Origin of the sequence: Streptomyces sp. NPDC021212, assembly GCF_044332925.1 — a bacterium.
Lineage (GTDB): Bacteria > Actinomycetota > Actinomycetes > Streptomycetales > Streptomycetaceae > Streptomyces.
In genome coordinates this window covers 206853-229591 of record NZ_JBIRPZ010000003.1, presented here as the reverse complement: position 1 = coordinate 229591, position 22739 = coordinate 206853, and the positions used below count along the sequence as shown (strand labels likewise).

General features: G+C 68.5%; 21 protein-coding genes. 12 read left to right on the top strand and 9 right to left on the bottom strand.

Annotated elements, in window-relative coordinates:
• The first annotated feature begins 657 nt into the window (after nucleotides 1–657).
• From hsdR to ACH4SI_RS09250, 6 genes are all read left to right on the top strand, one after another.
• On the top strand, nucleotides 658–3180 hold the full coding sequence (hsdR, locus tag ACH4SI_RS09275) for an EcoAI/FtnUII family type I restriction enzme subunit R (RefSeq protein WP_398295206.1): 2523 nt from the start codon (nucleotides 658–660) through the stop codon (nucleotides 3178–3180).
• A gap of 103 nt (nucleotides 3181–3283) precedes the next feature.
• A complete protein-coding gene (locus ACH4SI_RS09270; protein ID WP_398294398.1) occupies nucleotides 3284–3883 on the top strand; it encodes a hypothetical protein in 600 nt (199 codons plus the stop codon).
• Nucleotides 3880–4536 (top strand): nucleotidyl transferase AbiEii/AbiGii toxin family protein, encoded by a 657-nt coding sequence (locus tag ACH4SI_RS09265; protein ID WP_398294396.1) that lies wholly within the window; start codon nucleotides 3880–3882, stop codon nucleotides 4534–4536. Before ACH4SI_RS09270 ends, ACH4SI_RS09265 begins: the two co-directional genes overlap by 4 nt.
• Before the next feature lie 36 nt (nucleotides 4537–4572).
• The gene (locus tag ACH4SI_RS09260; protein WP_398294394.1) at nucleotides 4573–4821 is read left to right on the top strand and encodes a hypothetical protein; all 249 of its coding nucleotides are present in this window, start codon (nucleotides 4573–4575) and stop codon (nucleotides 4819–4821) included.
• Nucleotide 4822: 1 nt separating this feature from the next.
• Nucleotides 4823–6337 (top strand): N-6 DNA methylase, encoded by a 1515-nt coding sequence (locus tag ACH4SI_RS09255; RefSeq protein ID WP_398294392.1) that lies wholly within the window; start codon nucleotides 4823–4825, stop codon nucleotides 6335–6337.
• Nucleotides 6334–7488, top strand: coding sequence for a hypothetical protein (locus ACH4SI_RS09250; RefSeq protein ID WP_398294390.1), 1155 nt, complete (start codon nucleotides 6334–6336; stop codon nucleotides 7486–7488). Before ACH4SI_RS09255 ends, ACH4SI_RS09250 begins: the two co-directional genes overlap by 4 nt.
• Nucleotides 7489–7493: 5 nt before the next feature.
• Here ACH4SI_RS09250 and ACH4SI_RS09245 read toward each other — a convergent pair whose 3' ends face one another.
• The 3 genes from ACH4SI_RS09245 to ychF all read right to left on the bottom strand — a co-directional run bounded on the left by ACH4SI_RS09245 (nucleotide 7494) and on the right by ychF (nucleotide 11305).
• Nucleotides 7494–8156: a RadC family protein gene (locus tag ACH4SI_RS09245; RefSeq protein ID WP_398294388.1), complete on the bottom strand. Its 663-nt coding sequence runs from the start codon at nucleotides 8154–8156 to the stop codon at nucleotides 7494–7496.
• Nucleotides 8157–8178: 22 nt separating this feature from the next.
• Nucleotides 8179–9822, bottom strand: coding sequence for a DUF262 domain-containing protein (locus ACH4SI_RS09240; protein WP_398294386.1), 1644 nt, complete (start codon nucleotides 9820–9822; stop codon nucleotides 8179–8181).
• A 394-nt stretch (nucleotides 9823–10216) separates the two neighbouring features.
• Complete coding sequence (gene ychF, locus ACH4SI_RS09235) at nucleotides 10217–11305, bottom strand: redox-regulated ATPase YchF (protein WP_398294384.1); 1089 nt, start codon at nucleotides 11303–11305, stop codon at nucleotides 10217–10219.
• 220 nt (nucleotides 11306–11525) lie between these two features.
• Between ychF and ACH4SI_RS09230 the strand changes: the two genes are divergently transcribed.
• Nucleotides 11526–12200, top strand: coding sequence for a DUF6542 domain-containing protein (locus ACH4SI_RS09230; protein WP_398294382.1), 675 nt, complete (start codon nucleotides 11526–11528; stop codon nucleotides 12198–12200).
• On the opposite strand, the gene ppgK is transcribed toward ACH4SI_RS09230, so the two are convergent.
• Both ppgK and ACH4SI_RS09220 read right to left on the bottom strand, forming a co-directional pair.
• Entirely contained in the window at nucleotides 12091–12891 is an 801-nt protein-coding gene (gene ppgK, locus ACH4SI_RS09225) for a polyphosphate--glucose phosphotransferase (RefSeq protein WP_398294380.1), read from the bottom strand. The genes ACH4SI_RS09230 and ppgK overlap by 110 nt on opposite strands.
• Nucleotides 12888–13907, bottom strand: coding sequence for a 4-hydroxy-3-methylbut-2-enyl diphosphate reductase (locus ACH4SI_RS09220; protein ID WP_398294378.1), 1020 nt, complete (start codon nucleotides 13905–13907; stop codon nucleotides 12888–12890). Before ACH4SI_RS09220 ends, ppgK begins: the two co-directional genes overlap by 4 nt.
• Nucleotides 13908–13960: 53 nt before the next feature.
• Here ACH4SI_RS09220 and xseA point away from each other — a divergent pair, with 53 nt between their 5' ends.
• The 3 genes from xseA to ACH4SI_RS09205 all read left to right on the top strand — a co-directional run bounded on the left by xseA (nucleotide 13961) and on the right by ACH4SI_RS09205 (nucleotide 16329).
• Nucleotides 13961–15181 (top strand): exodeoxyribonuclease VII large subunit, encoded by a 1221-nt coding sequence (gene xseA, locus ACH4SI_RS09215; protein WP_398294375.1) that lies wholly within the window; start codon nucleotides 13961–13963, stop codon nucleotides 15179–15181.
• Nucleotides 15182–15191: 10 nt separating this feature from the next.
• A complete protein-coding gene (locus ACH4SI_RS09210) occupies nucleotides 15192–15479 on the top strand; it encodes an exodeoxyribonuclease VII small subunit (protein WP_398294373.1) in 288 nt (95 codons plus the stop codon).
• 259 nt (nucleotides 15480–15738) lie between these two features.
• Entirely contained in the window at nucleotides 15739–16329 is a 591-nt protein-coding gene (locus ACH4SI_RS09205) for a malonic semialdehyde reductase (protein WP_398294371.1), read from the top strand.
• Nucleotides 16330–16413: 84 nt separating this feature from the next.
• Here the strand turns inward: ACH4SI_RS09205 and ACH4SI_RS09200 are convergent, their stop codons facing one another.
• Nucleotides 16414–16974 (bottom strand): DUF4245 domain-containing protein, encoded by a 561-nt coding sequence (locus ACH4SI_RS09200; protein WP_398295204.1) that lies wholly within the window; start codon nucleotides 16972–16974, stop codon nucleotides 16414–16416.
• A 158-nt stretch (nucleotides 16975–17132) separates the two neighbouring features.
• Here ACH4SI_RS09200 and glpX point away from each other — a divergent pair, with 158 nt between their 5' ends.
• Entirely contained in the window at nucleotides 17133–18164 is a 1032-nt protein-coding gene (gene glpX, locus ACH4SI_RS09195) for a class II fructose-bisphosphatase (protein WP_398294369.1), read from the top strand.
• Nucleotides 18165–18248: 84 nt separating this feature from the next.
• Here the strand turns inward: glpX and ACH4SI_RS09190 are convergent, their stop codons facing one another.
• The gene (locus ACH4SI_RS09190; RefSeq protein WP_398294367.1) at nucleotides 18249–18605 is read right to left on the bottom strand and encodes a WhiB family transcriptional regulator; all 357 of its coding nucleotides are present in this window, start codon (nucleotides 18603–18605) and stop codon (nucleotides 18249–18251) included.
• A 178-nt stretch (nucleotides 18606–18783) separates the two neighbouring features.
• Nucleotides 18784–19464 carry a DUF1707 domain-containing protein gene (locus ACH4SI_RS09185; RefSeq protein WP_398295202.1) on the bottom strand — a complete coding sequence of 227 codons (681 nt, stop codon included), beginning with the start codon at nucleotides 19462–19464 and terminating at the stop codon, nucleotides 18784–18786.
• Between the two features lie 194 nt (nucleotides 19465–19658).
• Between ACH4SI_RS09185 and ACH4SI_RS09180 the strand changes: the two genes are divergently transcribed.
• Nucleotides 19659–21344, top strand: coding sequence for a fumarate hydratase (locus tag ACH4SI_RS09180; protein WP_398294364.1), 1686 nt, complete (start codon nucleotides 19659–19661; stop codon nucleotides 21342–21344).
• 271 nt (nucleotides 21345–21615) lie between these two features.
• On the opposite strand, the gene ACH4SI_RS09175 is transcribed toward ACH4SI_RS09180, so the two are convergent.
• A complete protein-coding gene (locus tag ACH4SI_RS09175) occupies nucleotides 21616–22674 on the bottom strand; it encodes a chitinase (RefSeq protein WP_398294362.1) in 1059 nt (352 codons plus the stop codon).
• Between the last annotated feature and the right edge of the window lie 65 nt (nucleotides 22675–22739).

The window sequence follows — 22739 nt, the reverse complement described above, 5'->3', positions numbered from 1 at the left end:
CGTTGAAGCGGAACTCCACGATAAGGCTCTGACCTGCGGAAATGTGTGGGCATCCAGCACCGATCCAGCACCGTCGAAACCTATCCAGCACATCCAGCACGTCACGCTGCGGAGTCGAAGTCACTGCGAGTCTGTCACGACCGGGCACAACGATCCCACGCCTCGGGGACCAGGTGGCCGCAGATGTCCACGGTTGCCTTGATCGACTTATGACCGAGCCAACGAGAGACCTCGTGGCTCGGGACACCATTTGCTCTTGCCGGTGTTCGAGCGGGACGAGACTCTTCTTGCAGTCCTCGCGGTTGGCCTTCGCACTGATCTGCCAACGGACACGGATGAAGTCATCACGTAGGCAGCCGACGTGGGAAGCAAGCGCCTCGCTGATACCAAGGCTCGTACCGGCCTACAGAGGGATCGTCAGCTCGCACTGAGGAGAGATTCGTCGGTGAGTTGACGGTTGCACATGGCCACACCCGGACTGACCTGGAGGCCGTCCGCGGCGCAGACCGCGGGCGCGGATGACCACCGCCGGTCAGCCCGGTTACGGACTCCCGTGATGCTGCCAAAATGGCAGTTCCAAGGGCAAAACCGGCCGGAGCGATGACTGATTCCGCTCTCCCGGCCCAACTGTCAGAGGCATGCAGTAAATCTGGTCCCATGACCTTCGGTTCGAATCAGTTGACCGAGGACGAGACGTGCAAGCGGTTCGTCCTTCCGGCACTCGCGGCCTCCGGGTGGGCCAGTCGGCAGATCAGATCGCAGTACGGGATCAACAACGGACAACTCGTGCCGACCAAGAGGCGTCACCGCAAGGGAAGGCCGTTGGTCGCCGACTACGTCCTGGAGTACGTCGCGGACGTTCCGATCGCCGTAGTGGAGGCCAAGCGATACCGGCTCAGCGCGGAGAACGGGGTCGAGCAGGCGCGGCGGTACGCGCGCAAGTTGGGGCTGAGATTCGCCTACGCCACTAACGGCCGCGAGATCGTGGAGATCGACTTCAGCGACCTGAAGCGGCCGGTTATCCGGGACATTCAGGAGTTCCCCTCCCCGCAGGAGCTCTGGGGGCGGTTCCTTCAGGACCAGGGTGTGAGTGACACACCGCTCGGCGAGCGACTCCTCTCGACCCCATACGACTACACGCTGCGCAACTCCGACAGCACCTCCCAGCGGCCGCGCTACTACCAGCGGGTGGCCGTGACAAGGGCCTTGGCCGCTCTGGCCCGCGACGAGCGGCGCATCTTGCTCGTCCTAGCGACGGGCACGGGCAAGACCATGCTCGCCCTCCAGTTGGTGGCGCGACTGATGAACGCGCCCGAGGTATTCGGCGGCCGGAAGCCACGTGTGCTGTACCTCGCGGACCGCAACATGCTCGTAGACGATCCCAAGGACCGTTACTTCCAACAGGTATTCGGCAAGGACGACGTCCACAAGATCACGGGAGGCGAGGCCAAGCGCGGACGGAAGGTCTACTTCGCCCTCTACCAGACCCTGGAGCAGGGCGCGCCGGGAGAGGAGCTGTACCGGCGGTACCCGGAGGACTACTTCGACATCGTCATCGTGGACGAGTGTCATCGGGGGAGCGCCGCCAGTGACGGTCGCTGGCGGAGGATCCTCCAGCACTTCTCGCCGGCTGTGCAGATCGGCCTCACGGCTACGCCGGTCGCCGATGACAGGCGGAAGACGGACACGTACGAGTACTTCGGCAACCCCGTCTTCACGTACTCGCTCAAGGACGGCATTGAGGACGGATTCCTCTCGCCATACCGACTGCGCAGGGTCCGGCTGAACGTGGACGTAGAGGGTTACCGGCCGCAGCCGGGTGAGAAGGACGTCTACGGCCGGGAGATCCCTGACGATCTCTACGGCCCCAAGGACTACGAACGGGTCATGGTGATCCTCGAGCGGACCGAATTGGCGGCGCGGTACCTCCTCGACCATCTGCGCGCCACTGCCGAGGAGGGGCGGCTCGGCAAGACCCTCGTCTTTTGCGAGAACAACGACCACGCGGCCCGTATGCGTACCGCGTTGTTCAACTCCGCCCCGGAGGAGGTCGCCGCGCTTCCCGACTTCGTGCGGCGCATCGTTGGAGATGACGGTTCGCACGGTGGCGAGGCGCTGGAGGAGTTCCGCAAGGCGGACAGCAACGAGCCAGTCATCGCGGTGACGTCGAAGCTGCTGTCGACGGGAGTGGACATGCCGCCGGTGCGGAATGTGGTGCTGTTCCGGCGCATGGCCTCCATGCCGGAGTTCAAGCAGGTCATCGGCAGAGGCACTCGACTTTGCCCGGAGATCGGCAAAGAGTCGTTCGACATCATCGACTTCGTCGAGGCGTCGCGACTCTTCGACAATCCGGCCTTCGACGGACCGCCGCTCAAGGTGGTCCGCGACTGGACCGACGATCAGGGTGAGGTGGTGGACTCGGAGGATCTGACCCCTGCGTCTGAGTCAGGGCCGGATGCGGACGCCGAGTCCGCCGCTGAGCCGCAGGCGGAGTACACCCAGCAGGACGGCGGTGTTTTCGACGCTGATGGCGACTCCGTGGCCGGGGCGCAGGAGGGCGACATCACCGACGACGAGGAGATCGACAGGATTCTTTCCCGCTCCAAGAACCGGTTCACGGTCAAGGGTGTCGACGTCTACAAGGTGGGTGAGCTGCGGTACATCCTCAAGGACGACGGAAAACGACTCCAACTGGTAACCGTGCAACAGTGGGTGCACGACCGAGTGCTGGAACTCGATCTCGATCCGGCCCAGTTGCGCACCCAGTGGGCGCAGGCGAGGAGCCGTGCCGTTCTCATGGAGGCTCTGAAGTCGGCACAGATCGACGTGGAGGCTCTGCCCGAGGAGTTGGGCATGCGCGAGGTGGACCCCGTGGACCTGCTGGTATCCGTGGCCTGGGAGGGGCTCGCCGTCGTGAGCCGGGACGAACGGCTGACGTGGTTCCGCCGGGAGCACGCGGAGTTCCTCGACTCCTTCGGGCCCCGGGCCAGGGAAGTGCTCGAAGCGATGCTCCTGAAGTTCGAGGAGTCGGGGTCGCCGCAACTAAAGGTGGAGACGCTCAGGGTGCCGCCGTTCACCGAGATGGGACGGGTGGCGGAGCTGACCAGCCGGTTCGGAGAGCCAGGCAAGGCACATCAGGCCATCGACGAGCTGGCGGCCCGGCTACTCACCGCGGTCTGACCTGCGACGAGGCGTAAAAATATAAGCAAGCTTTACTTTGATGTTGGCCCGGCACATTGAAGTAAAGCCAGCTTTGTGTTTTCAGTGCTGCTACGCTGGGGAGGTGCTCAGAGATCGTACGGACACCCGCGCTACGCTCTGGCGGATCGCCGCCGGACAGCGGGGGTATTTCACCGCCGCTCAGGCCCGGAAGGCGGGGTACTCGTACCAGGCTCAGCGCTACCACGCGCAGCACGGCAACTGGCTTGCGGTCGACCGGGCCATCTACCGCTTCCGTGAGTTCGCGGACCTACCGAGCGAAGGCGACGAGCAGTTCGTCCGCTGGTCGCTGTGGAGCAGGGGACGCGCGGTGATCTCCCACGCCAGCGCACTGGCGGCCCATGATCTGGGGGTGGCCAACCCCTCCCGCATCCATCTCACCGTGCCGCGCGCCTTCCGACAGACCACGGACGCGGTGATCATGCACCATGCCGATCTCGCCGACGGAGACAGTGAGGGGCGTACCGGATACCGGGTGACGACGCCGCTGAGGGCGCTGGCGGAGAGTGCTGCCGACGGGGAAGACCAGGACGTGCTCGAATCCGCGGTGTCCGAGGCCCTAGAGCGCGGAATGATCACCCGTCGGAAGCTGCTGCACGCAGCCCAGCTCTGCGGACCACGGTCCGAGCTGGGCATCGAGCGCGCGCTCGGAGCTCTCTCGTGACCGGGCGGTACCGGGATGCGGCGGACCTGAGGAGGGCGCTGGAGGCGCGACTCAAGCAGGAGGCCGCCGAGACCGGCGCGGACCTGGCGCGCCGTCGGCGGCTGGTCGTCTTCGACCGCCTCGCGGCGCGGCTGGCCGAGGACCACGCCGGCGGCTGGGTACTGAAGGGCGGTGCCGTCATGGAGTTCCGCTTCACCGGGCGCGCACGCACCACCAAGGACCTCGACCTGGCCGTACGGCCTGACCCGGTCAACGGAGGTCTTGACGGGGATGCGGTCCGCGACCTGCTCATCGAGGCTCTGGACCGCGTTCTCGACGCCGACGGATTCCGGTTCCGTGTCGCCACGCCGGTGGCCCTGAAGGCGGACGTCGCCGAGCGGGGTGGGTGGCGCTTCTCCGTCGAGGCGCACCTGGCGGGGAAGGTCTTCGCCGGTGTCAGGGTGGACGTGGTTGACCGTGGCGAGGAGATCACACTCACCGAGCGGCTACCTCTCCCCAACACACTGGAGTTCGCCGGAGCACCATCGCGTGCGATCGAGGCGGTCGACCGGCGTCAGCACTTCGCGGAGAAACTCCACGCGCTCACCCGCGATTACGGTGATCGGCCCAACACCCGGGTCAAGGACCTGGTGGACCTCGTGCTCCTGATCTAGAGCGGGCTCTCCGGCGACACGGACCTACTGAAGGCCGTGCTACACGTGTTCGCGGTACGAGCCACGCACGATGTTCCCCTCGCGCTTCCTGACCCGCCGCCGCGATGGCGGGACGACTATCCGGAGATCGCCGGGGAGTTGACGACCGGCATTCCACCGACCCTCGACGCCGCGATGGCCTTGGTCCGCGAGCTGTGGGCCCGGACGCTCGCCAACGACGCGGGGAAAGACGACAGAGACACCGAAGTTCCGGGAAAGAACGAACAGAAGGACCGACTGAACTGACATGGCAGCGACCAGAAGGAAAGCGGCGGAGAAGGCACCCGTCACCACTCAGGCCCGCCTCGCGTCCCTGATCAAGTCCGCGCGCGACACCATGCGCAAGGACGCCGGCATGAACGGCGACCTGGACCGGTTGCCGCAGCTGTCCTGGCTCCTGTTCCTCAAGGCGTTCGAGGAGCGCGTCGAGGAAGAGGGCGAGGCGCTGGACCCGGGCGGATACCGCCGGGCGATTGAGAAGCCCTACCGCTGGACGGACTGGGCAACGGACGAAGACCTCAGCGGCAACGAGCTGAAGACCTTCGTCAACGACGAGCTCATCCCCTACCTGGCCGGCCTGGACAGGGAGGCCGACCGGGGAGCGGAGGACCCGCGCAACGTCGTCTCGCTGATCTTCAAGGACGTCGTCAACCGCATGCAGTCAGGAACGCTGCTGCGTGACCTCGTGAACATCGTCAACAAGATTCACTTCATCTCGCACGACGACATCCACACCATGGCGTTCGTCTACGAGTCGATCCTACGGGAGATGCGCGACGCGGCCGGCGACTCCGGCGAGTTCTACACACCGCGTCCCGTCAACCGCTTCATGGTGCGGCAGTCGTTCCTCGAACTCGGCGAGACGATCCTCGACCCGGCCTGCGGGACTGGCGGATTCCTGGTCCAGGCACACGAGGAACTGGAGGGGAGGGTCAAGACCGAGACGGAGCAGCGCGAGCTCCACGCGAATCTCAAGGGCATCGAGAAGAAGCCGCTGCCATATCTGCTGGCCTCGATGAACCTGCTCCTCCACGGCGTGCACGCCCCCCGCCTCCGCCGCGAGAACGCGCTTCTCACCATGCGGAACGCGCAGGCGGCGGACAAGGTGGACGTGGTCCTCACTAACCCGCCGTTCGGCGGGGAGGAGGAGTCGTCGGTCGTGACGGCCTTCCCGTCCGCCTTCCAGACACAGGAGACGGCCTGGCTGTTCCTGTACTCGATCCTGGACCAGCTGAAGCTGGGCGGCCGGTGCGCCATCGTCCTGCCGAACGGTTCGCTCTTCGCCTCCGGCGAGAACTCGATCGGCGCGAAGATCAAGAAGAAGCTGATGAAGGAGTGCAACCTGCACACCGTCGTCCGCCTCCCGCAGGGCGTTTTCGCGCCGTACACCCAGATCCCGTCCAACATCCTCTTCTTCGAGAAGACCGGCCCTACGCGGGACGTCTGGTTCTACGAAATCCCCCTCCCGGAAGGGCGCCGCGGCTACACCAAGACGAAGCCGCAGCGGCTGGAGGAGTACGACGACTGCGTGGCCTGGTGGGGTGGCAAGGCGCGCGAAGGCCGCGAGGCGGGGGAGCGCGCGTGGTCAGTCCCGGCCGCGGAGATCATCGCGGCCGGCTACAACCTCGACCGCGCCAACCCGCACATCGGCGACGAGCTGTCCCACCGCACTCCGGAGGAGCTGGTGGATGAGCTGGTGAAGACGGAGTCGGCGATCCTCAAGACGCTTGAGGATCTGCGGGCGAAGCTGGAGAAGAAGTGACCGAGCTGACTGAGTATGCGGTTGAAGACGTCATCACGCTGGTGCGCAGGCCAATCAGGCCCGTGGCAGGGGAGACCTACCGCGAGATCGGCCTTCGCTCGTTCGGAAAGGGGATTTTCCACAAGGATCCCGTCGCGGCCGAGGCGATCGCCGGAAAAAAGGTCTTCAAGATCCAACCAGGCGACCTCATCTTCAGCAATGTCTTCGCCTGGGAAGGGGCCGTAGCGATCGCCTCCGATCAGGAGAGGGGCATGATCGGTTCGCATCGTTTCATGACGCATGAGGTGAACGCGGAAGTTGCCGATGCCCGCTATTTGCTTCACTATTTCTACGGTGGGCCGGGGCTGGATGTAATTCGCGGCGCGTCCCCGGGGTCGGCAGGGCGTAATAGAACACTTGGGACGCGCGCTTTCGCCGCAAAACGCATCCTGCTGCCCAGCCTAGTTGAGCAACGACGCATCGCCCACAAGGTAGACCTTCTGTTGATGGCGCAAACCAAGGCGGCCGTTCAGTCTCCGAACGTCGGGGATGCCCAAAACCTGGCGGCGTTGGGGCTCGATAAGGTGCTTGGCCGGTGGGCGAAGGGATCTGTTCGCGTCGATGGCGTTTGCCGACTGGTCAGCGACACCGTCCATCCTGGAGCTGATCGAGGCGAGGCCACGCAATTCGTAGGGCTCGAGCACATCGCTCCGCACTTCGGTGAGCGCATCGGCTCCCGTCCGCTTGGCGAGGAAAAGGGGCGGAAGTTCCGATTTGCGCCCGGAGATATTCTGTACGGGTACCTCCGCCCGTACCTCAACAAGGTATGGCTTGCCGACCAGCACGGCTTGTGCAGTGTTGAACAGTACGTCTTGAGGCCCACAGGTGTAATGCCTGCAGAGCTGATTGCAGCCAGTCTTCGCAGCAAGAGAATCCTGGATGAGGTGCTCGGCGCGACTCACAACCTTCAGTTGCCCAGACTGCGCTCAGGTCTACTGCTCGCGATGGAAATCCCATTCATCCCACCAGCACATCAAGCCCAAGCCCTTGCGGATCTGCGCGAGTTTGACGAGAAAGTACGCAAACTCGCTCGCACACAGCAGCATCGGGACGAGGTGCTGGCAGCGCTGAGCCCCGCCATTCTTGACGCCGCCTTCTCCGGGCGCCTGTAGCGGGGTCAGTCGGCCGGGACCGTGCGCCATCCCTCGTCCGTCACCACCACGTGGTCAAGGAACCGCAGGCCGACCGCCTCCGCCCCCGCCGCAAGGCGGGATGTCGTGAGGCGGTCGGCCTCGCTCGGCGTCAGGCGGCCGGTGGGATGGTTGTGGGCGACGCCGAACGCGGCACCGCCGAGGGCGAGAACACGCGCCAGGGTGTCGCGGACCGGGACGAGAGTGCGGTCGGACGCGCCGTCGGTGAGGACGGAGGTGCGGAGGACCGTGCCCGCCCCGTCGCAGGTCACCAGAACCGCGCGTTCATGGCGCAAGCCACGGAGGAGAGGGCTCGAGACGGCTGCCAGGTCGGCGGAGCCGGAAACCCGCCGCAGGCCGGGAGCCTGCTGCACCGCCGCCCGCCGTCCCAACTGAAACGCCGCCGCGACCCGCGCCGCCTTCGCCGGGCCTACACCCGGCAGGCTGGCGGCGAGCTCATGAGCGGGGACGCGCGATAGCGCATACAGCCCGCCGTGCCGGGCGATCAACCGACCCGCCAGTTCCACGGCGTCCTGGCCGGCCAGGCCCGCCCCCAGCAGCAGTGCGAGAAGCTCTCGGTCGGACAGTGCCTCCGCACCCCGGTCGAGCAGCCGCTCTCTTGGCCGATCCTGCGCTGGCACCTCATTCATGCGCATGTCGATCAGACCCGGCTCAGTCGGCCGAGTCGCGGTCGAACGGCTCCGCGTCGTCCGTTACGAGGTCGGGCTCCGCAGACTCCTCGGGGCCCACCGACGTGACGTCCGGCCTCGAGCCGTCGCCGCCCTCCGCCGCCGATCCGATCAGGCCGATCAGGCGCGCGTGCAGGGTCCTGGAGCGAGCTCTCAGGAAACCCTCGTAGTCATCCCGCAGCGCGGCCTGATAGGCGTCCTCCTCGATGAGGCATGTCCGCAGCCGCGCCCGAAGGGTGTCCTCACCGTGCCAGTCGATCAGGTCCTTCAGATACACGGAGGGCGGAGAGTCGGAGACGTTGTTGTTGGTGATCGCGCTGAGCATGATCAGATTCCCACACACGTTCGCCCGAGCCGCGCTCACCCCGCGTCGTTTCAGAAAGGCGCGCGGGAAGAAGTGGTGGAACTGCTTGTCGTTCTGCCCGGCCAGGGCCTTGTCGGTGTCGATGGCCTGGCCAGTGTTGAGGTCCACCGGCTTCTCGTACGACATGAGCAGGATGTGCAGCTTGGTTGGCGCGTTGGCGCGTGAGAACTGCGTCCGCTGCCAAAGCACGTCGCGCGGCATGGCCGCCCCTGTGTCGATCTCCGTCGCCTGGCCGGCGGCGAAGGCGCTCACCGCGTCGAGGTCGGCCGTCATCTGTGACGCACGCCAGCCCTTGAAATACTCGCTGCTCGCCGTCAGCCAGAACCATCGGCCGATCGCCGCGTATTGATCGGCGGACGGCTTGGGGAGTTGCCGGAACAGCTCCACCAGGACCGCGAACTGGTTGTAGTACGGCAGAGCCTCGGCGCGAGGGGTACGGATCTGAGTGAAGAGGAAGTCGACCGCTCGAGCGGCCGCCTTGCCGGCCTCGGTAACCGCGTCCTGCAACTCTGCGCGGTCGAGACGCCGCAGGTCCTGGATGGACTTCGTGGAGAACCCCAGGCCGGCGGCTGCGGAGATCGTGCGGAGCATCGTCTTGGTGTCGACCCGGCCGTACCGCTTGCGGTCGAGGACCTGCAGCAACTGTTCGATCTCCTCTTTGAGGTCGAAGTCGCTCGACCAGGTACCGGCGCGCACAAGATCGACGATGTCCATCCTCGTGCCCGTGCTGTTGATCCGCTCGAAGATGCGGGCCGAGTCCTCCTCGGTGACCTCGAGCATGGTTACGACCGGTACCTGGTACCCGCGGAGCTGATCGCTCAGTGCCTGAGCGCGCAGCACGTGCTCGTCCGTCGGTCTGTCCCTCAACACCCATGCCATCATCGAGCCCGCCGAGTCCAGGTCGCGCACGGGAATGACGTGCGCACCGGCCGGGGTCTCCTCCGTGAGGTACAGGAACTCCTCACGGGCCAGGTCGAATCCGATCCTCCACCGTGCCCCCTCGCCGTGCATCGCGCCCACGAGGCTCGCCAGCCGCTGCTGTCCATCGATGACGTACTGCACCGGAGCCCCGGACACCTGCGGGACAACGGTCAGTCCAGCAATCTCGTGACCGCTGGCCAGCCTCCGGTCGGACGTACGCCACATCAGCAAACTGCCGATGGGATAGTTCCGGCGGACCGAGTCCAGCAGATAGAGCACCTGTTCCGGCTCCCAGACGAACGCCCGCTGGTACTTCGGCAGAACGATCTCTCCGGACAGCACACGGTGCGCGAGCGTCGAGATCGGCGCAATCGTCGGTTCGGGCGCTGTGACGCGCCCGGAGCCCTGAGATGACCCCATTCCGCCCCTCCACTGCTGTGCCTGCTCGCCGGTGCATCTTTCGAGACGATCCTAGAAGTCGGCACTGACAATCCGCCGACCACGTCAGTGGACCGCCGCGCAGGGACGCAGTCCCACTGCACGCCAGCGGGCCGCGCACAGACATCCAGCACGGATCCAGCACGGTACAGATATGAGGGGTGATGACAGGTGACGAGAGGTCAGAAAATCCAGCACATATCCAGCACGGTAAAAATCAAGGGGCCTGACCCCGAAGAGTCAGCCCCCTGTTGAACTGCATGTTTGCCAGATCAGCGAAGTGGTGCTATGTCACCCACTACACGTTGAAGCGGAACTCCACCACGTCGCCGTCGCGCATGACGTAGTCCTTGCCCTCCATACGCGCCTTGCCCGCCGCGCGGGCCTCGGCGACGGAGCCCGTCTCGACCAGGTCGTCGAAGGAGATGACCTCGGCCTTGATGAAGCCCTTCTGGAAGTCGGTGTGGATGACACCGGCCGCCTCGGGGGCCGTGGCGCCCTTCTTGATGGTCCAGGCGCGGGATTCCTTGGGGCCTGCCGTGAGGTAGGTCTGCAGGCCGAGGGTGTTGAAGCCGACGTGGGCGAGGGTGGCGAGGCCGGGCTCGTCCTGGCCCACGGACTGGAGGAGTTCGAGGGCCTCCTCGTCGTCCAGTTCGGCGAGGTCCGCTTCGAGCTTGGCGTTGAGGAAGATCGCCTCGGCGGGGGCGACGAGGGAGCGCTGCTCGGCCTTGAAGGACTCGTCGGTCAGCTCGTCCTCGTCGACGTTGAAGACGTAGAGGAACGGCTTGGTGGTGAGCAGGTGCAGGTCGTGGAGGAGGGCGGCGCGGTCGCTGCCCTGGACGATGCCGGCGGAGAAGAGGGTGCGGCCCTCGTCGAGGATGGCCTTGGCCTCTTCGACGGCCTTGACCTGGGCCTGCTTGTCCTTCTGGATCCGGGACTCCTTGACCAGGCGGGGCAGCACCTTCTCGATGGTCTGGAGGTCGGCCAGGATCAGCTCGGTGTTGATCGTCTCGATGTCGCTCTTGGGCGAGATCTTGCCGTCGACGTGGACGACGTTCTCGTCCTTGAAGGCGCGGATGACCTGGCAGATGGCGTCGGACTCGCGGATGTTCGCCAGGAACTTGTTGCCCAGGCCCTCGCCCTCCGAGGCGCCCTTGACGATCCCGGCGATGTCGACGAAGTCGACGGTGGCGGGCAGCTTGCGGGCCGAGCCGAACAGCTCGGCGAGCTTGTCGAGGCGGGGGTCGGGGACGCCCACGACGCCGACGTTGGGCTCGATGGTGGCGAACGGGTAGTTGGCCGCCAGCACGTCGTTCTTGGTCAGGGCGTTGAACATGGTCGACTTGCCGACATTCGGCAGACCGACGATTCCGATCGTGAGCGACACGTTGGCGACTTCCCGTAGCTTCCCGTAGCGGGATCGAATGCGAGGACAGGGACACGGCCCCGCGGGGGCCGGTCCACCAGTCTACGGGGCCGCCCCGCATCACCCGTCCGGGCGGACCGTCACCCTCCCGGACTGACAATCAGTCGAACAGACTGCCAAGGTCCCGCGAAGGGCGTGTCCCAGTCCGGATTCCAGCCCTCCGCCCACCTACGTTGGTCTGGTGGAGCACTACAGGACACGTACGCCCCGCCGGGCGGCCGCCCCCTCGCCCCGCCCGGCCGCGGACGACACGTACCCGGGCAGGAGCAGGAGCGGGGGAAACGGCGGCGCGGGCGGCGCGGCGCGCGGCGGCCGTCCGGCGGCGCGTGGCGGCCGCGGCGGGCCGGGCGGGCTGCGGGGTGCGGTCGGCGCGCTGCGCGACCGTCCGATCAGCGTGCCCAGCGCCCGGCTCACCGCGTTAGGCGCCGGACTGCTGACCGCGCTCGCGATGTTCGTCTTCGGCTGCCTGGACGCGCTGCTGCTGTCCGGGTCGCCCACCGCGTACGGGGTGTTCTTCCTGCTGGCGTGCACGGGCTGCGGGATGTGGGTACGGCCTGCCGACCTGTTCCCGGGGGCGATCGGCGTGCCGATCGCCTTCACGGCCGGGCTGCTGCCGATCAACAACGGCAGCGAGGGGTTCGCGGGCCAGGCGCTGGGCGTGTTCACCGCGCTCTCGCTGAACGCGGGCTGGCTCTACGCCGGCACGCTGCTGACCGCCGTGATCGTCCTCGTCCGCAAGATCGCCCTCATGGGGCGGCAGCGGCGGCGCCGTCAGCAGCAGCGGCAGCAGCGGCCATCGCGGCACCCACGATCCCCGCGTTGTTCTGGAGCTGAGCCGGGACGATCTCGGCCCTGATGTCCTCGATCAGCGGCAGGAACTTGTGCGCCTTCCGGCTCACTCCGCCGCCGATCACGAACAGCTCGGGCGAGAACAGCATCTCCAGGTGCGCCAGGTACTTCTGCACCCGGTGCGCCCAGTGCGGCCAGCTCAGGTCGTGGTCCTCGCGGACCTTGGTGGAGGCGCGCTTCTCCGCCTCGTGGCCGTCCAGCTCCAGATGGCCCAGCTCGGTGTTGGGCACCAGCCGGCCGCCGGTGAAGACCGCGCTGCCGATGCCGGTGCCGAGGGTGAGCACGATCACGGTGCCCCTGCGGCCGCGGCCCGCACCGAAGGTCATCTCGGCGACACCGGCCGCGTCCGCGTCGTTGAGCACGGTGACCGGTGCGCCCAGCCGCTCGGCGAGCAGCCCGGCCAGGTCGGTGCCGATCCAGCTCTTGTCGACGTTCGCGGCGGTACGGGTCGTCCCGTCCGTCACCACGCCGGGGAAGGTCACCCCGACGGGCCGCCCGGACCAGCCGAAGTGCCCGGCGACCTCCACCACCCCGTCCACGACCGCCTCGGGCGTGGACGGGTGCGGGGTGAACACCTTGTGGCGCTCCTCGGCCAGGTCGCCGCGGTCCAGGTCCACCGGCGCGCCCTTGATTCCGGACCCGCCGATGTCCACGCCGAACACGCGCGCGGCCGGACCGCTGTCGCTTCCGTGCGTCACCGCTCCGCGCCGTCCGCGTCGGCGGCCCCGGCGGTGGCGGCGGTGGCGGCCTCGGACCGCAGGTCCCGGCGCAGCTCCTTGGGCAGCGAGAAGGTCATGGTCTCCTGCATCGGCTGGACGACCTCCACGTCCCCGTAGCCGCGCTCGGCCAGCCACTCCAGGACGCCCTCGACCAGTACGTCCGGTACGGAGGCGCCCGAGGTCACGCCGACCGTGCTCACGCCCTCCAGCCAGGCCTCGTCGATCTCGCTCGCGTAGTCGACCAGGTGACCGTCCTTGGCGCCGGCGCCGATCGCGACCTCGACCAGCCGCACCGAGTTGGAGGAGTTCTTGGAGCCGACGACGATGACCAGGTCGGACTCGGCGGCGACCTGCTTGATCGCGATCTGACGGTTCTGGGTGGCGTAGCAGATGTCGTCGCTGGGCGGGCTGATGAGCTGCGGGAAGCGTTCCTGGAGCGCGTCCACGGTTTCCATCGTCTCGTCGACCGAGAGGGTGGTCTGGGACAGCCAGACGACCTTGGACTCGTCGCGGACCTCGACGTTCTTCACATCGTCCGGGCCGTCGACCAGGGTGACGTGGTCCGGCGCCTCGCCGCTGGTGCCGATGACCTCCTCATGGCCCTCGTGACCGATCAGGAGGATGTCGTAGTCCTCCTTGGCGAACCGGACGGCCTCCTTGTGGACCTTGGTGACCAGCGGGCAGGTCGCGTCGATGGTGGCCAGCTGACGCTTCGCGGCCTCCTCGTGGACGACCGGGGCGACGCCGTGCGCCGAGAAGATCACGATGGAGCCCTCGGGCACCTCCTCCGTCTCGTCGACGAAGATCGCGCCCTTCTTCTCCAGGGTCTGGACGACGTACTTGTTGTGGACGATCTCCTTGCGCACGTAGATCGGCGCGCCGTACTGCTCCAGGGCCTTTTCGACGGCGATCACGGCACGGTCGACGCCCGCGCAGTAGCCACGCGGGGCAGCGAGCAGGACCCGGCGGGCGGAGGTTGCAGTCATGTCCCCCATGGTAGGGGCGATGACGACGGGCTCTGTCGGCGGTGGCCGATACCCTCGCGGTCATGGCTGTCAACACGTCCGCGGAAGCGCCGATCCCGGTCGGCGAGGTGTCCCGGCTGATCGGGGGTTGGATCGACCGGCTCGGGGCGGTGTGGGTCGAGGGGCAGATCACCCAGCTGTCCCGGCGGCCGGGCGCCGGGGTGGTCTTCCTGACCCTGCGCGACCCCAGCTACGACATCTCGCTGACCGTCACCTGCTTCCGCGCCGTCTTCGACAAGATCGCGGACACGGTCTCGGAGGGCGCCCGGGTCGTCGTGCACGCCAAGCCCGAGTGGTATGCGCCACGCGGCCAGCTGTCCCTGCGGGCCGCCGAGATCCGGCCGGTGGGCGTCGGTGAACTGCTGGCGCGGCTGGAGCAGTTGAAGAAGGCGCTGGCGGCCGAGGGGCTGTTCGCCGCCGAGCGCAAGAAGCCGCTGCCGTTCCTGCCGCAGCTGATAGGGCTGGTCTGCGGCCGCGCGTCGGCCGCCGAGCGCGACGTGCTGGAGAACGCGCGGCTGCGCTGGCCCGCCGTCCGCTTCGCGGTGCGCAACGTCGCGGTGCAGGGCACGCACGCGGTGCCGCAGGTGATCGAGGCGGTCAAGGAGCTGGACGCGCTGCCCGAGGTGGACGTGATCGTCGTCGCGCGCGGTGGCGGCAGCGTGGAGGACCTGCTGCCGTTCTCGGACGAGCAGCTGGTGCGGACGGTCGCGGCGTGCGTCACGCCGGTGGTCTCCGCGATCGGCCACGAGCCGGACTCCCCGCTGCTCGACCTGGTCGCCGACCTGCGCGCCTCCACGCCCACGGACGCGGCGAAGAAGACCGTGCCGGACGTGGGCGAGGAGCTGGTGCGCATCCAGCATCTGCGCGAGCGCGCGCTGCGCAGTGTGAACGGGCTGCTGGACCGCGAGGAGCGGGGGCTGGAGGCCGCGCTCGCCCGGCCGTGCCTGCGGCAGCCGCACCGGATGGTGGACGAGCGCGAGGAGCAGATCGCGTCGGTCCTCGACCGCGCCCGCCGCTGTCTGGGGCATCTGCTCGACCGCGCGGACTCGGAGCTGGCGCACACCCAGGCCCGGGTAGTGGCCCTCTCCCCCGCCGCGACACTGCGGCGCGGCTATGCGGTGCTCCAGCACGCCGACGGCTCGGTGGTGCGGGCGGCGGCCGAGGTATCGGCGGACGAGGAGCTGCGGGCGCGGGTCGCCGAGGGCGAGTTCACGGTGCGGGCCGCTGTCGGACCCACTGAATAGGCTGAGAGACATGGCGAAGACGGACGAGAAGACCGACGACACGAAGACCGGCGAGCGGACCGGGGCGGCGGAGACGACGCTCGGCTACGAGCAGGCGCGGGACGAGCTGGTCGAGGTCGTGCGGCGGCTGGAGGCGGGCGGCACCAGCCTGGAGGAGTCGCTGGCCCTGTGGGAGCGGGGCGAGGAGCTGGCCACGGTGTGCCGCCACTGGCTGGAAGGCGCCCGAGCCCGGCTGGACGCGGCCCTGGCCCAGTCGCCCGACGGCGCCGGCGCCGCGGAGAGCGGCGACGAAGGCTGATCGGGGGCGCCTGCGGCGGGCCTTCCCCACCCCGCCCCTTCCCGAACCGGGGGCAAGCCCCCGGCCCCCGCCGGGGCTCCGCCCCTGGACCCCGCTCCTCAAACGCCGGAGGGCTGGGATGTGCCGACCGGGGCTGGGCGGGCTCGGCCGTTGTGATTCGGCGCACCGTGCTCCGCTTTTAGTTGAACATTAACCTAAACCTCGTACAGTGGGGGCATCGCATATCGCATAGCACCGCTGTGATCAGGAGGTTTCTTCAATGACGCTCGCACTCGACCCCGCCGCCCAGGACCTGCTCTTCCGTGAGGCCCACACCGCCAACACCTTCACCGACGAGCCGGTCTCCGAGGAGCAGGTGCAGGCCATCTACGACCTCGTGAAGTACGCCCCCACGGCCTTCAACCAGTCGCCGCTGCGCATCGTCCTGGTCCGCTCCGCCGAGGCGCGTGAGCGTCTGGTATCGCACATGGCCGAGGGCAATCAGCCCAAGACGGCCACCGCGCCGCTGGTCGCGATCCTCGCCGCGGACAACGAGTTCCACGAGGAGCTGCCCGCACTCTTCCCGCACGCCCCGCAGATCAAGGACATCTTCTTCAGCGAGCGCGGCGCCCGTGAGCAGGCGGCTGCCTTCAATGCCTCGCTGCAGGCCGGTTACTTCATCGTGGGCGTCCGCGCCGCCGGTCTGGCCGCCGGCCCGATGACCGGGTTCGACCCGGCCGGGGTCCAGAAGGAGTTCCTGGACGACAACCACACCCCGCTGATGGTCATCAACATCGGCAAGCCGGGCGAGGACGCCTGGAAGCCGCGCAGCCCGCGCCTGGACTACAACCAGGTGGTCACCACCGTTTGATGCGTTCGACGCGTTCCGGGTCCCGCGGTCGAGACGCCACCGCGCCCCTTCGGCCGGCACGCCGGAGGGGCGCGCGCTGTTCGATCAGCCCTTTGCGGTCTTCTCGGCCTTGTCGGCCTTCAGCGCGGCGGCCATCCTCGCGAGCTGCCCGTACGACGCGGTGCCGGTCACGACCGTGGTCACACCAGGTTCGCGGCGCACCAGGGCGTCGTACTTGTCACCCTCGTAGCGGACCCACTCATGGCCGCCGATCTTCTGCTTGGCCTTGGTCGCCCGCGCCTGCTGGGTGACGTCCTCGATGAAGGGGACCGGCTTGCCGTCGCTCTGCTCGATCGCGATGTACTCCTCGTTCTGGTCGAGGAAGCCCAGATGCCAGGCCGCGCCCTTCTCCTCGGTGGTCCCGGGCTGGTACGTCACCGAGGTCGCCCGCCACCCCTTGGGCAGGCTGCCCTTCTCGGGGGCGGCGACCGGGTACGGCGCCGCGCGCCGGGCCGTGTCCACCTCCACCCGGTAGTCGACCGTCTTGACGCCCTTGCCCTTGTCACCGTCGCCGTGCGGAATGCCGAAGACGTAGATGGCCGCCGCGACGACACCAATCACCGTCAGCGACAGGACCATGTCCCGCACCGTCTCTTTGCCACGCATACCTGCCACGCCCCCTATCGTCCCTCATCGCCTCCCGGCACCCGGCAACAGGGCCGTGCTCATGCGTGGGGTCCTCTGCTCACTTTCGCAATGAGCGGATAAGGTCATGAGCACCCTCACTTTTTGCGGTTCGTCGCCGTACAGAAAGGTGCGCTCCGATGACCGAGCATCATCTCCCGTCCCAGCTCGAGGTCAGTCCCGCGGCTCCCGACCGCAACCTCGCCCTTGAGCTGGTCAGGGTCACCGAGGCGGGGGCCATGGCATCCGGCCGCTGGGTGGGCCGCGGCGACAAGAACGGCGCGGACGGCGCCGCCGTGAAGGCCATGCGTTCCCTCGTCCACACCGTGTCGATGAACGGCGTCGTGGTCATCGGCGAGGGCGAGAAGGACGAGGCGCCGATGCTCTTCAACGGGGAGCGCGTCGGCGACGGGACCGGCCCCGAGTGCGACGTGGCCGTGGACCCGGTGGACGGCACCACACTGACCGCCAAGGGCATGGCCAACGCCGTCTCCGTGCTCGCCGTCGCCGAGCGGGGCACCATGTTCGACCCGTCGGCCGTCTTCTACATGGACAAGCTGGTCACCGGCCCCGATGCCGCCGAGTTCGTCGACATCACCGCGCCGCCCGGGGTGAACATCCGGCGGATCGCCAAGGCGAAGAAGTCCAGCCCCGAGGACGTCACCGTGGTGGTGCTGGACCGCCCCCGCCACGAGGGCATGGTCAAGGAGATCCGGGAGGCGGGCGCCCGGATCAAGTTCATCTCCGACGGTGACGTGGCCGGTGCGATCATGGCGGTGCGCGAGGGCACCGGCGCGGATCTGCTGCTGGGCATCGGCGGCACACCGGAGGGCATCATCGCGGCCTGCGCGATCAAGTGCCTCGGCGGCACGATCCAGGCCAAGCTGTGGCCGAAGGACGACGAGGAGCGGCAGCGCGCCATCGACGCGGGCCACGACCTCGACCAGGTCCTCCAGACCGACGACCTGGTCAGCGGCGACAACGTGTTCTTCGTCGCCACGGGCATCACCGACGGCGATCTGCTGCGCGGGGTGCGGTACCGCGCGGAGACCGCCACCACCCAGTCGCTGGTGATGCGGTCGAAGTCCGGGACGATCCGGCAGATCGACTCCACCCACCGGCTGTCCAAGCTGCGCGCCTACGCCTCGGTCGACTTCGAGCGCCCTCGCTAGGGCCTGTTCCCGGACCCCCGGGGCGTACGTACGACACGGGCCGGACCCCGCCACCCGGCGGGCCCGGCCCGTGACGCGAAGAATTCACCCGGCGGCGGCGACGCGCACGGCGCGCTGCAACTCCGCCTCGCGGCGCCGGCGGCGGGCCAGCACCACCCGGCGCTCGGCCGCGGTCAGCCCGCCCCACACCCCGTACGGCTCGGGCTGGAGCAGCGCGTGCTCCCGGCACTCGACCATGACCGGGCAGCGCGCGCAGACGCGCTTGGCAGCCTCTTCCCGCGACAGCCTGGCAGCCGTGGGCTCCTTGGACGGAGCGAAGAACAGCCCGGCCTCGTCCCGGCGGCATACCGCCTCCGAGTGCCAGGGGCCGGCCTGTTCCCGAGCGGGACTGCGCTGCGGGGGCACGGCGGCGTCCAGCAGGGGCTGATGCGGTTGCAGCACGGTCTACTCCTGACGACGGCTCCGGTGTTCACCCTTGCCCGTCTCCCGCCATGCGGCCCCCTGTGCACCCCCATCAGCCGCGCGGGAGACGATGCACCAAGCCTTACCCGCTGTGCGCACGCTTATGCACACGGTTGCCCCAGCCGGAAATTCCGTATGCACAGCGGCTGTTCAGCCCTTATGACCTCAGGTTCTTCACACGTTTCCCCCGCTTCGGCTTGGCCTCGATGCCGCCGAAGAGCGCGAATCCGCTGACCCGGATCACCGGCGCTTCGGGGGCCGGAGCCTCGCGTTCCGCGACATCCACGCCGCCGAATACGCCGGAGCCCGAACCGTGCAGCGAGACGTTCTCCGGGACCTTGATCTCCACCGCGCCGAACACGGCCCACGCCTGGATGACGATCTCCCGCTGCTCGAAGACCGCCTCGGTGAGGTCGATCTCGACGCCGCCGAAGACCGCGTAGGCGTGGGTGCGGCGGCGGGGCCGCCAGCGGCCCTTGCGCACGGCGCCGCCGAAGACCGCGATCAGGTTCTCCGGGCCGGCGTCGGGGCCGGACGCCGCACCGGAGGGCGGACCCGCCGCGGCGCGGGCCGGGCCCGCGGGCACGTCCCGGACCAGGGGCTCCAGCTCGCCGAGGGTCTTGGCGCGGTAGACCGCGTCGATCCGCTCGGCGTGCTCCTCGGGTTCGAGCCGCCCCTCGGCCAGGGCCTCCCGCAGGATGTCCGCGATCCGGTCGCGATCCGCGTCGGACGCGCGGATCTCCGCCTCCGCGACGGGCGCCGGGGCCGATGCCGGGGCGGGGGCCGTTTTGGTCAAGGGGACCGGCTGCTGCGACTGCTGCTCATCCACGCCCGTCAGACTACCCACTCGCGATAGATCGCGACTAGGGGTGTGCGGCAACACGATATGCGGCGCGATACGCGGTGGGCTGTACGCGGCGGGCTGTACTGAGCCTTACCTCACACGCCGCCGCACCCCGGCCCCGTTCTAGGCTTATGCACGCGCTGTCGACGAAGTCAGCCGTAGCCCCCGTCGAGTAAGGAATGGCCGCGATGCCCGCCGCTTCCCACCCAGCCCACCCGGCGTTTGCCTATTCGGACCTGCTGCCCCTGGGAGAAGACCGGACGAAGTACCGTCTGGTGACCTCCGAGGGCGTGAGCACCTTCGAGGCCGACGGGCGCACCTTCCTCAAGGTCGAGCCGGAGGCGCTGCGCAAGCTCGCGGCCGAGGCGATGCACGACATTTCGCACTACCTGCGCCCCGATCACCTCGCCCAGCTGCGCCGCATCCTCGACGACCCCGAGGCCAGCCCGAACGACCGCTTCGTGGCGCTGGACCTGCTGAAGAACGCCAACATCGCGGCGGCCGGGGTGCTGCCGATGTGCCAGGACACCGGCACCGCCATCGTCATGGGCAAGCGCGGCCAGAACGTGCTGACGGAGGGTGGCGACGAGGAGGCCCTGTCGCGCGGCGTCTACGACGCGTACACCAAGCTCAACCTGCGCTACTCCCAGATGGCCCCGCTGACCATGTGGGACGAGAAGAACACCGGCTCCAACCTGCCCGCGCAGATCGAGCTGTACGCGACCGACGGCGGCGCCTACAAGTTCCTCTTCATGGCCAAGGGCGGCGGCTCGGCGAACAAGTCCTTCCTCTACCAGGAGACGAAGGCGGTGCTGAACGAGGCATCGATGATGAAGTTCCTGGAGGAGAAGATCCGCTCCCTGGGCACCTCCGCCTGCCCGCCGTACCACCTGGCGATCGTGGTCGGCGGCACCAGCGCCGAGTACGCGCTGAAGACCGCGAAGTACGCCTCCGCGCACTACCTGGACGAGCTGCCTTCCGAGGGCTCCCCGACCGGTCACGGCTTCCGCGACCAGGAGCTGGAGGAGAAGGTCTTCGAACTGACGCAGAAGATCGGGATCGGCGCGCAGTTCGGCGGCAAGTACTTCTGCCACGACGTACGGGTCGTCCGGCTGCCGCGGCACGGCGCGTCCTGCCCGGTCGCGATCGCCGTCTCCTGCTCGGCCGACCGCCAGGCGCTCGCGAAGATCACGCCGGAGGGCGTCTTCCTGGAGCAGCTGGAGACCGACCCGGCGCGCTTCCTGCCCGAGACGACGGACGAGCACCTGGACGAGAGCGACGTCGTACGGATCGACCTGAACCGGCCGATGGACGAGATCCGGGCCGAGCTGACCAAGCACCCGGTCAAGACGCGGCTCTCCCTCACCGGCCCGCTGGTCGTCGCCCGCGACATCGCGCACGCGAAGATCAAGGAGCGGCTGGACGCGGGCGAGGAGATGCCGCAGTACCTGCGCGACCACGCCGTCTACTACGCGGGCCCGGCCAAGACGCCCGAGGGATACGCCTCGGGCTCGTTCGGCCCGACCACGGCGGGCCGGATGGACGCGTACGTCGAGCAGTTCCAGGCGGCGGGCGGCTCGATGGTGATGCTGGCCAAGGGCAACCGCTCGAAGCAGGTCACCCAGGCGTGCGATGCGTACGGCGGCTTCTACCTGGGCTCGATCGGCGGCCCGGCGGCGCGGCTGGCGCAGGACTGCATCAAGAAGGTCGAGGTCCTGGAGTACGAGGAGCTGGGCATGGAGGCGGTCTGGAAGATCGAGGTGGAGGACTTCCCGGCGTTCATCGTGGTGGACGACAAGGGCAACGACTTCTTCACGGATCCGGGCCCCGCCCAGCCGTTCGTGAGCAGCATCCCGGTCCGCCCCGGCGCCTGACGCGACAGCCCAGGCGGAGGACTGATGCGGCACCTGGCTCGACGGACGGAGTCCGGCGCAGACGCCCGAAGCTTGGGAGGCCCCCAGGGGCCGAGCAATGCGAGGGCGGCCATCGAAACAGGTGTTCCGGGTCCGGCCCAGCCCTTCGTGAGCAGCATCCCGGTCCGCCCCGGCGCCTGACGCGACAGTCCAGGCGAAGACTGCCCCGGCGCCTGACGCAGCTCGCACGTCTCTGGCGGCCCCGGCTTTCGGCCGGGGCCGTCCTGGGCCGTCAGCCGGACAGGGTCGCCTCGAAGGCGCCCGGGCGCTGGGGGACGCCGCTGCAGGAGGCGCTGGGGGTGGTGGCGGCGGGTGACTCGGGGGCCGCGGCGCCGTCGTCGGCGCCGGCCTTCTCGGGGGCGCACGGGCGGTCCCGTTCCGCCGACCACATCGACAGCCGCCCGATGCCCTTGCGGGCCGCGAAGCGGGCGAGTCCGGCCGCGTCCTCCAGGGTGAAGACCTCGCCGGTGACGTCGTTGACCCCGATCATCGGCGTCACGGCGAGGGTCTTCCACGCGGCGGCGTCGGACAGCCCGAGCACACTGCGGACCTTCTCATGGGCGGCGGTGGCCGCCTGGATGGCGTAGCGGCCCATGTCGCCCGTGTGGTCGCCGCTGTAGTTCATGGCCATGACGTTCACCGACGAGACGACGACGCCCGCCTGCCGCGCCGCGGTCAGCTGGGCGAGGGCCGTGGGCGTCAGCCCGTCCGGCATGGCGGGCAGTGTGAAGGAGACGTTCAGCCCCTCGTGGGTGCGCTGGACCATGGTGATGGCCTGGGCCCGGCGGGCGGTGGCGTCGGCGTCGGCGAGGGCTTCGCCCTCGATGTCGAAGTCGGCGCGGATGATCCCGTAACGCTCGATCACCTTGGTGTACGCGGCGGCGAGTTGTGAGGCGTCCTCGCAGGCGGTCGCCAGCTCCGTGCCGTCGGCGCCGCCGAAGGAGATCCGTACGTCGCCGCCGGCCCGCCGGGTGGCCTCGATACGGGCCGTCAGCGCCTCGTCGTCGAACGGGATGCCGCTGTCCCACGCCGGGGTGCAGCCATCACCCGATACGACGAAGCCCAGGGTGAATTCCTTGATGCCGCGCGCCGCCGCCGCGGGCATGTCGTAGCCCGAGCCGGCCCAGGCGCTGACGTACGGCACGAAGTCGACGGGAGGTGGCGCCTCTGCCGCCGGACGGGGGGTGGCGGGGGGCGAGGCCGCGATATGGGGCCCGGACGACCTCTCGCTGCCCGCCCAGACGGCGATGGTGGCGCAGAGCACGGCTCCGGCCATGGCGATTCCGCTCATGCGGGGGCTGGCCCTCAATCGCACGTGCTCTTCCTTCCGCTCCGGGGTGAGGGGTGAGGGAGGCG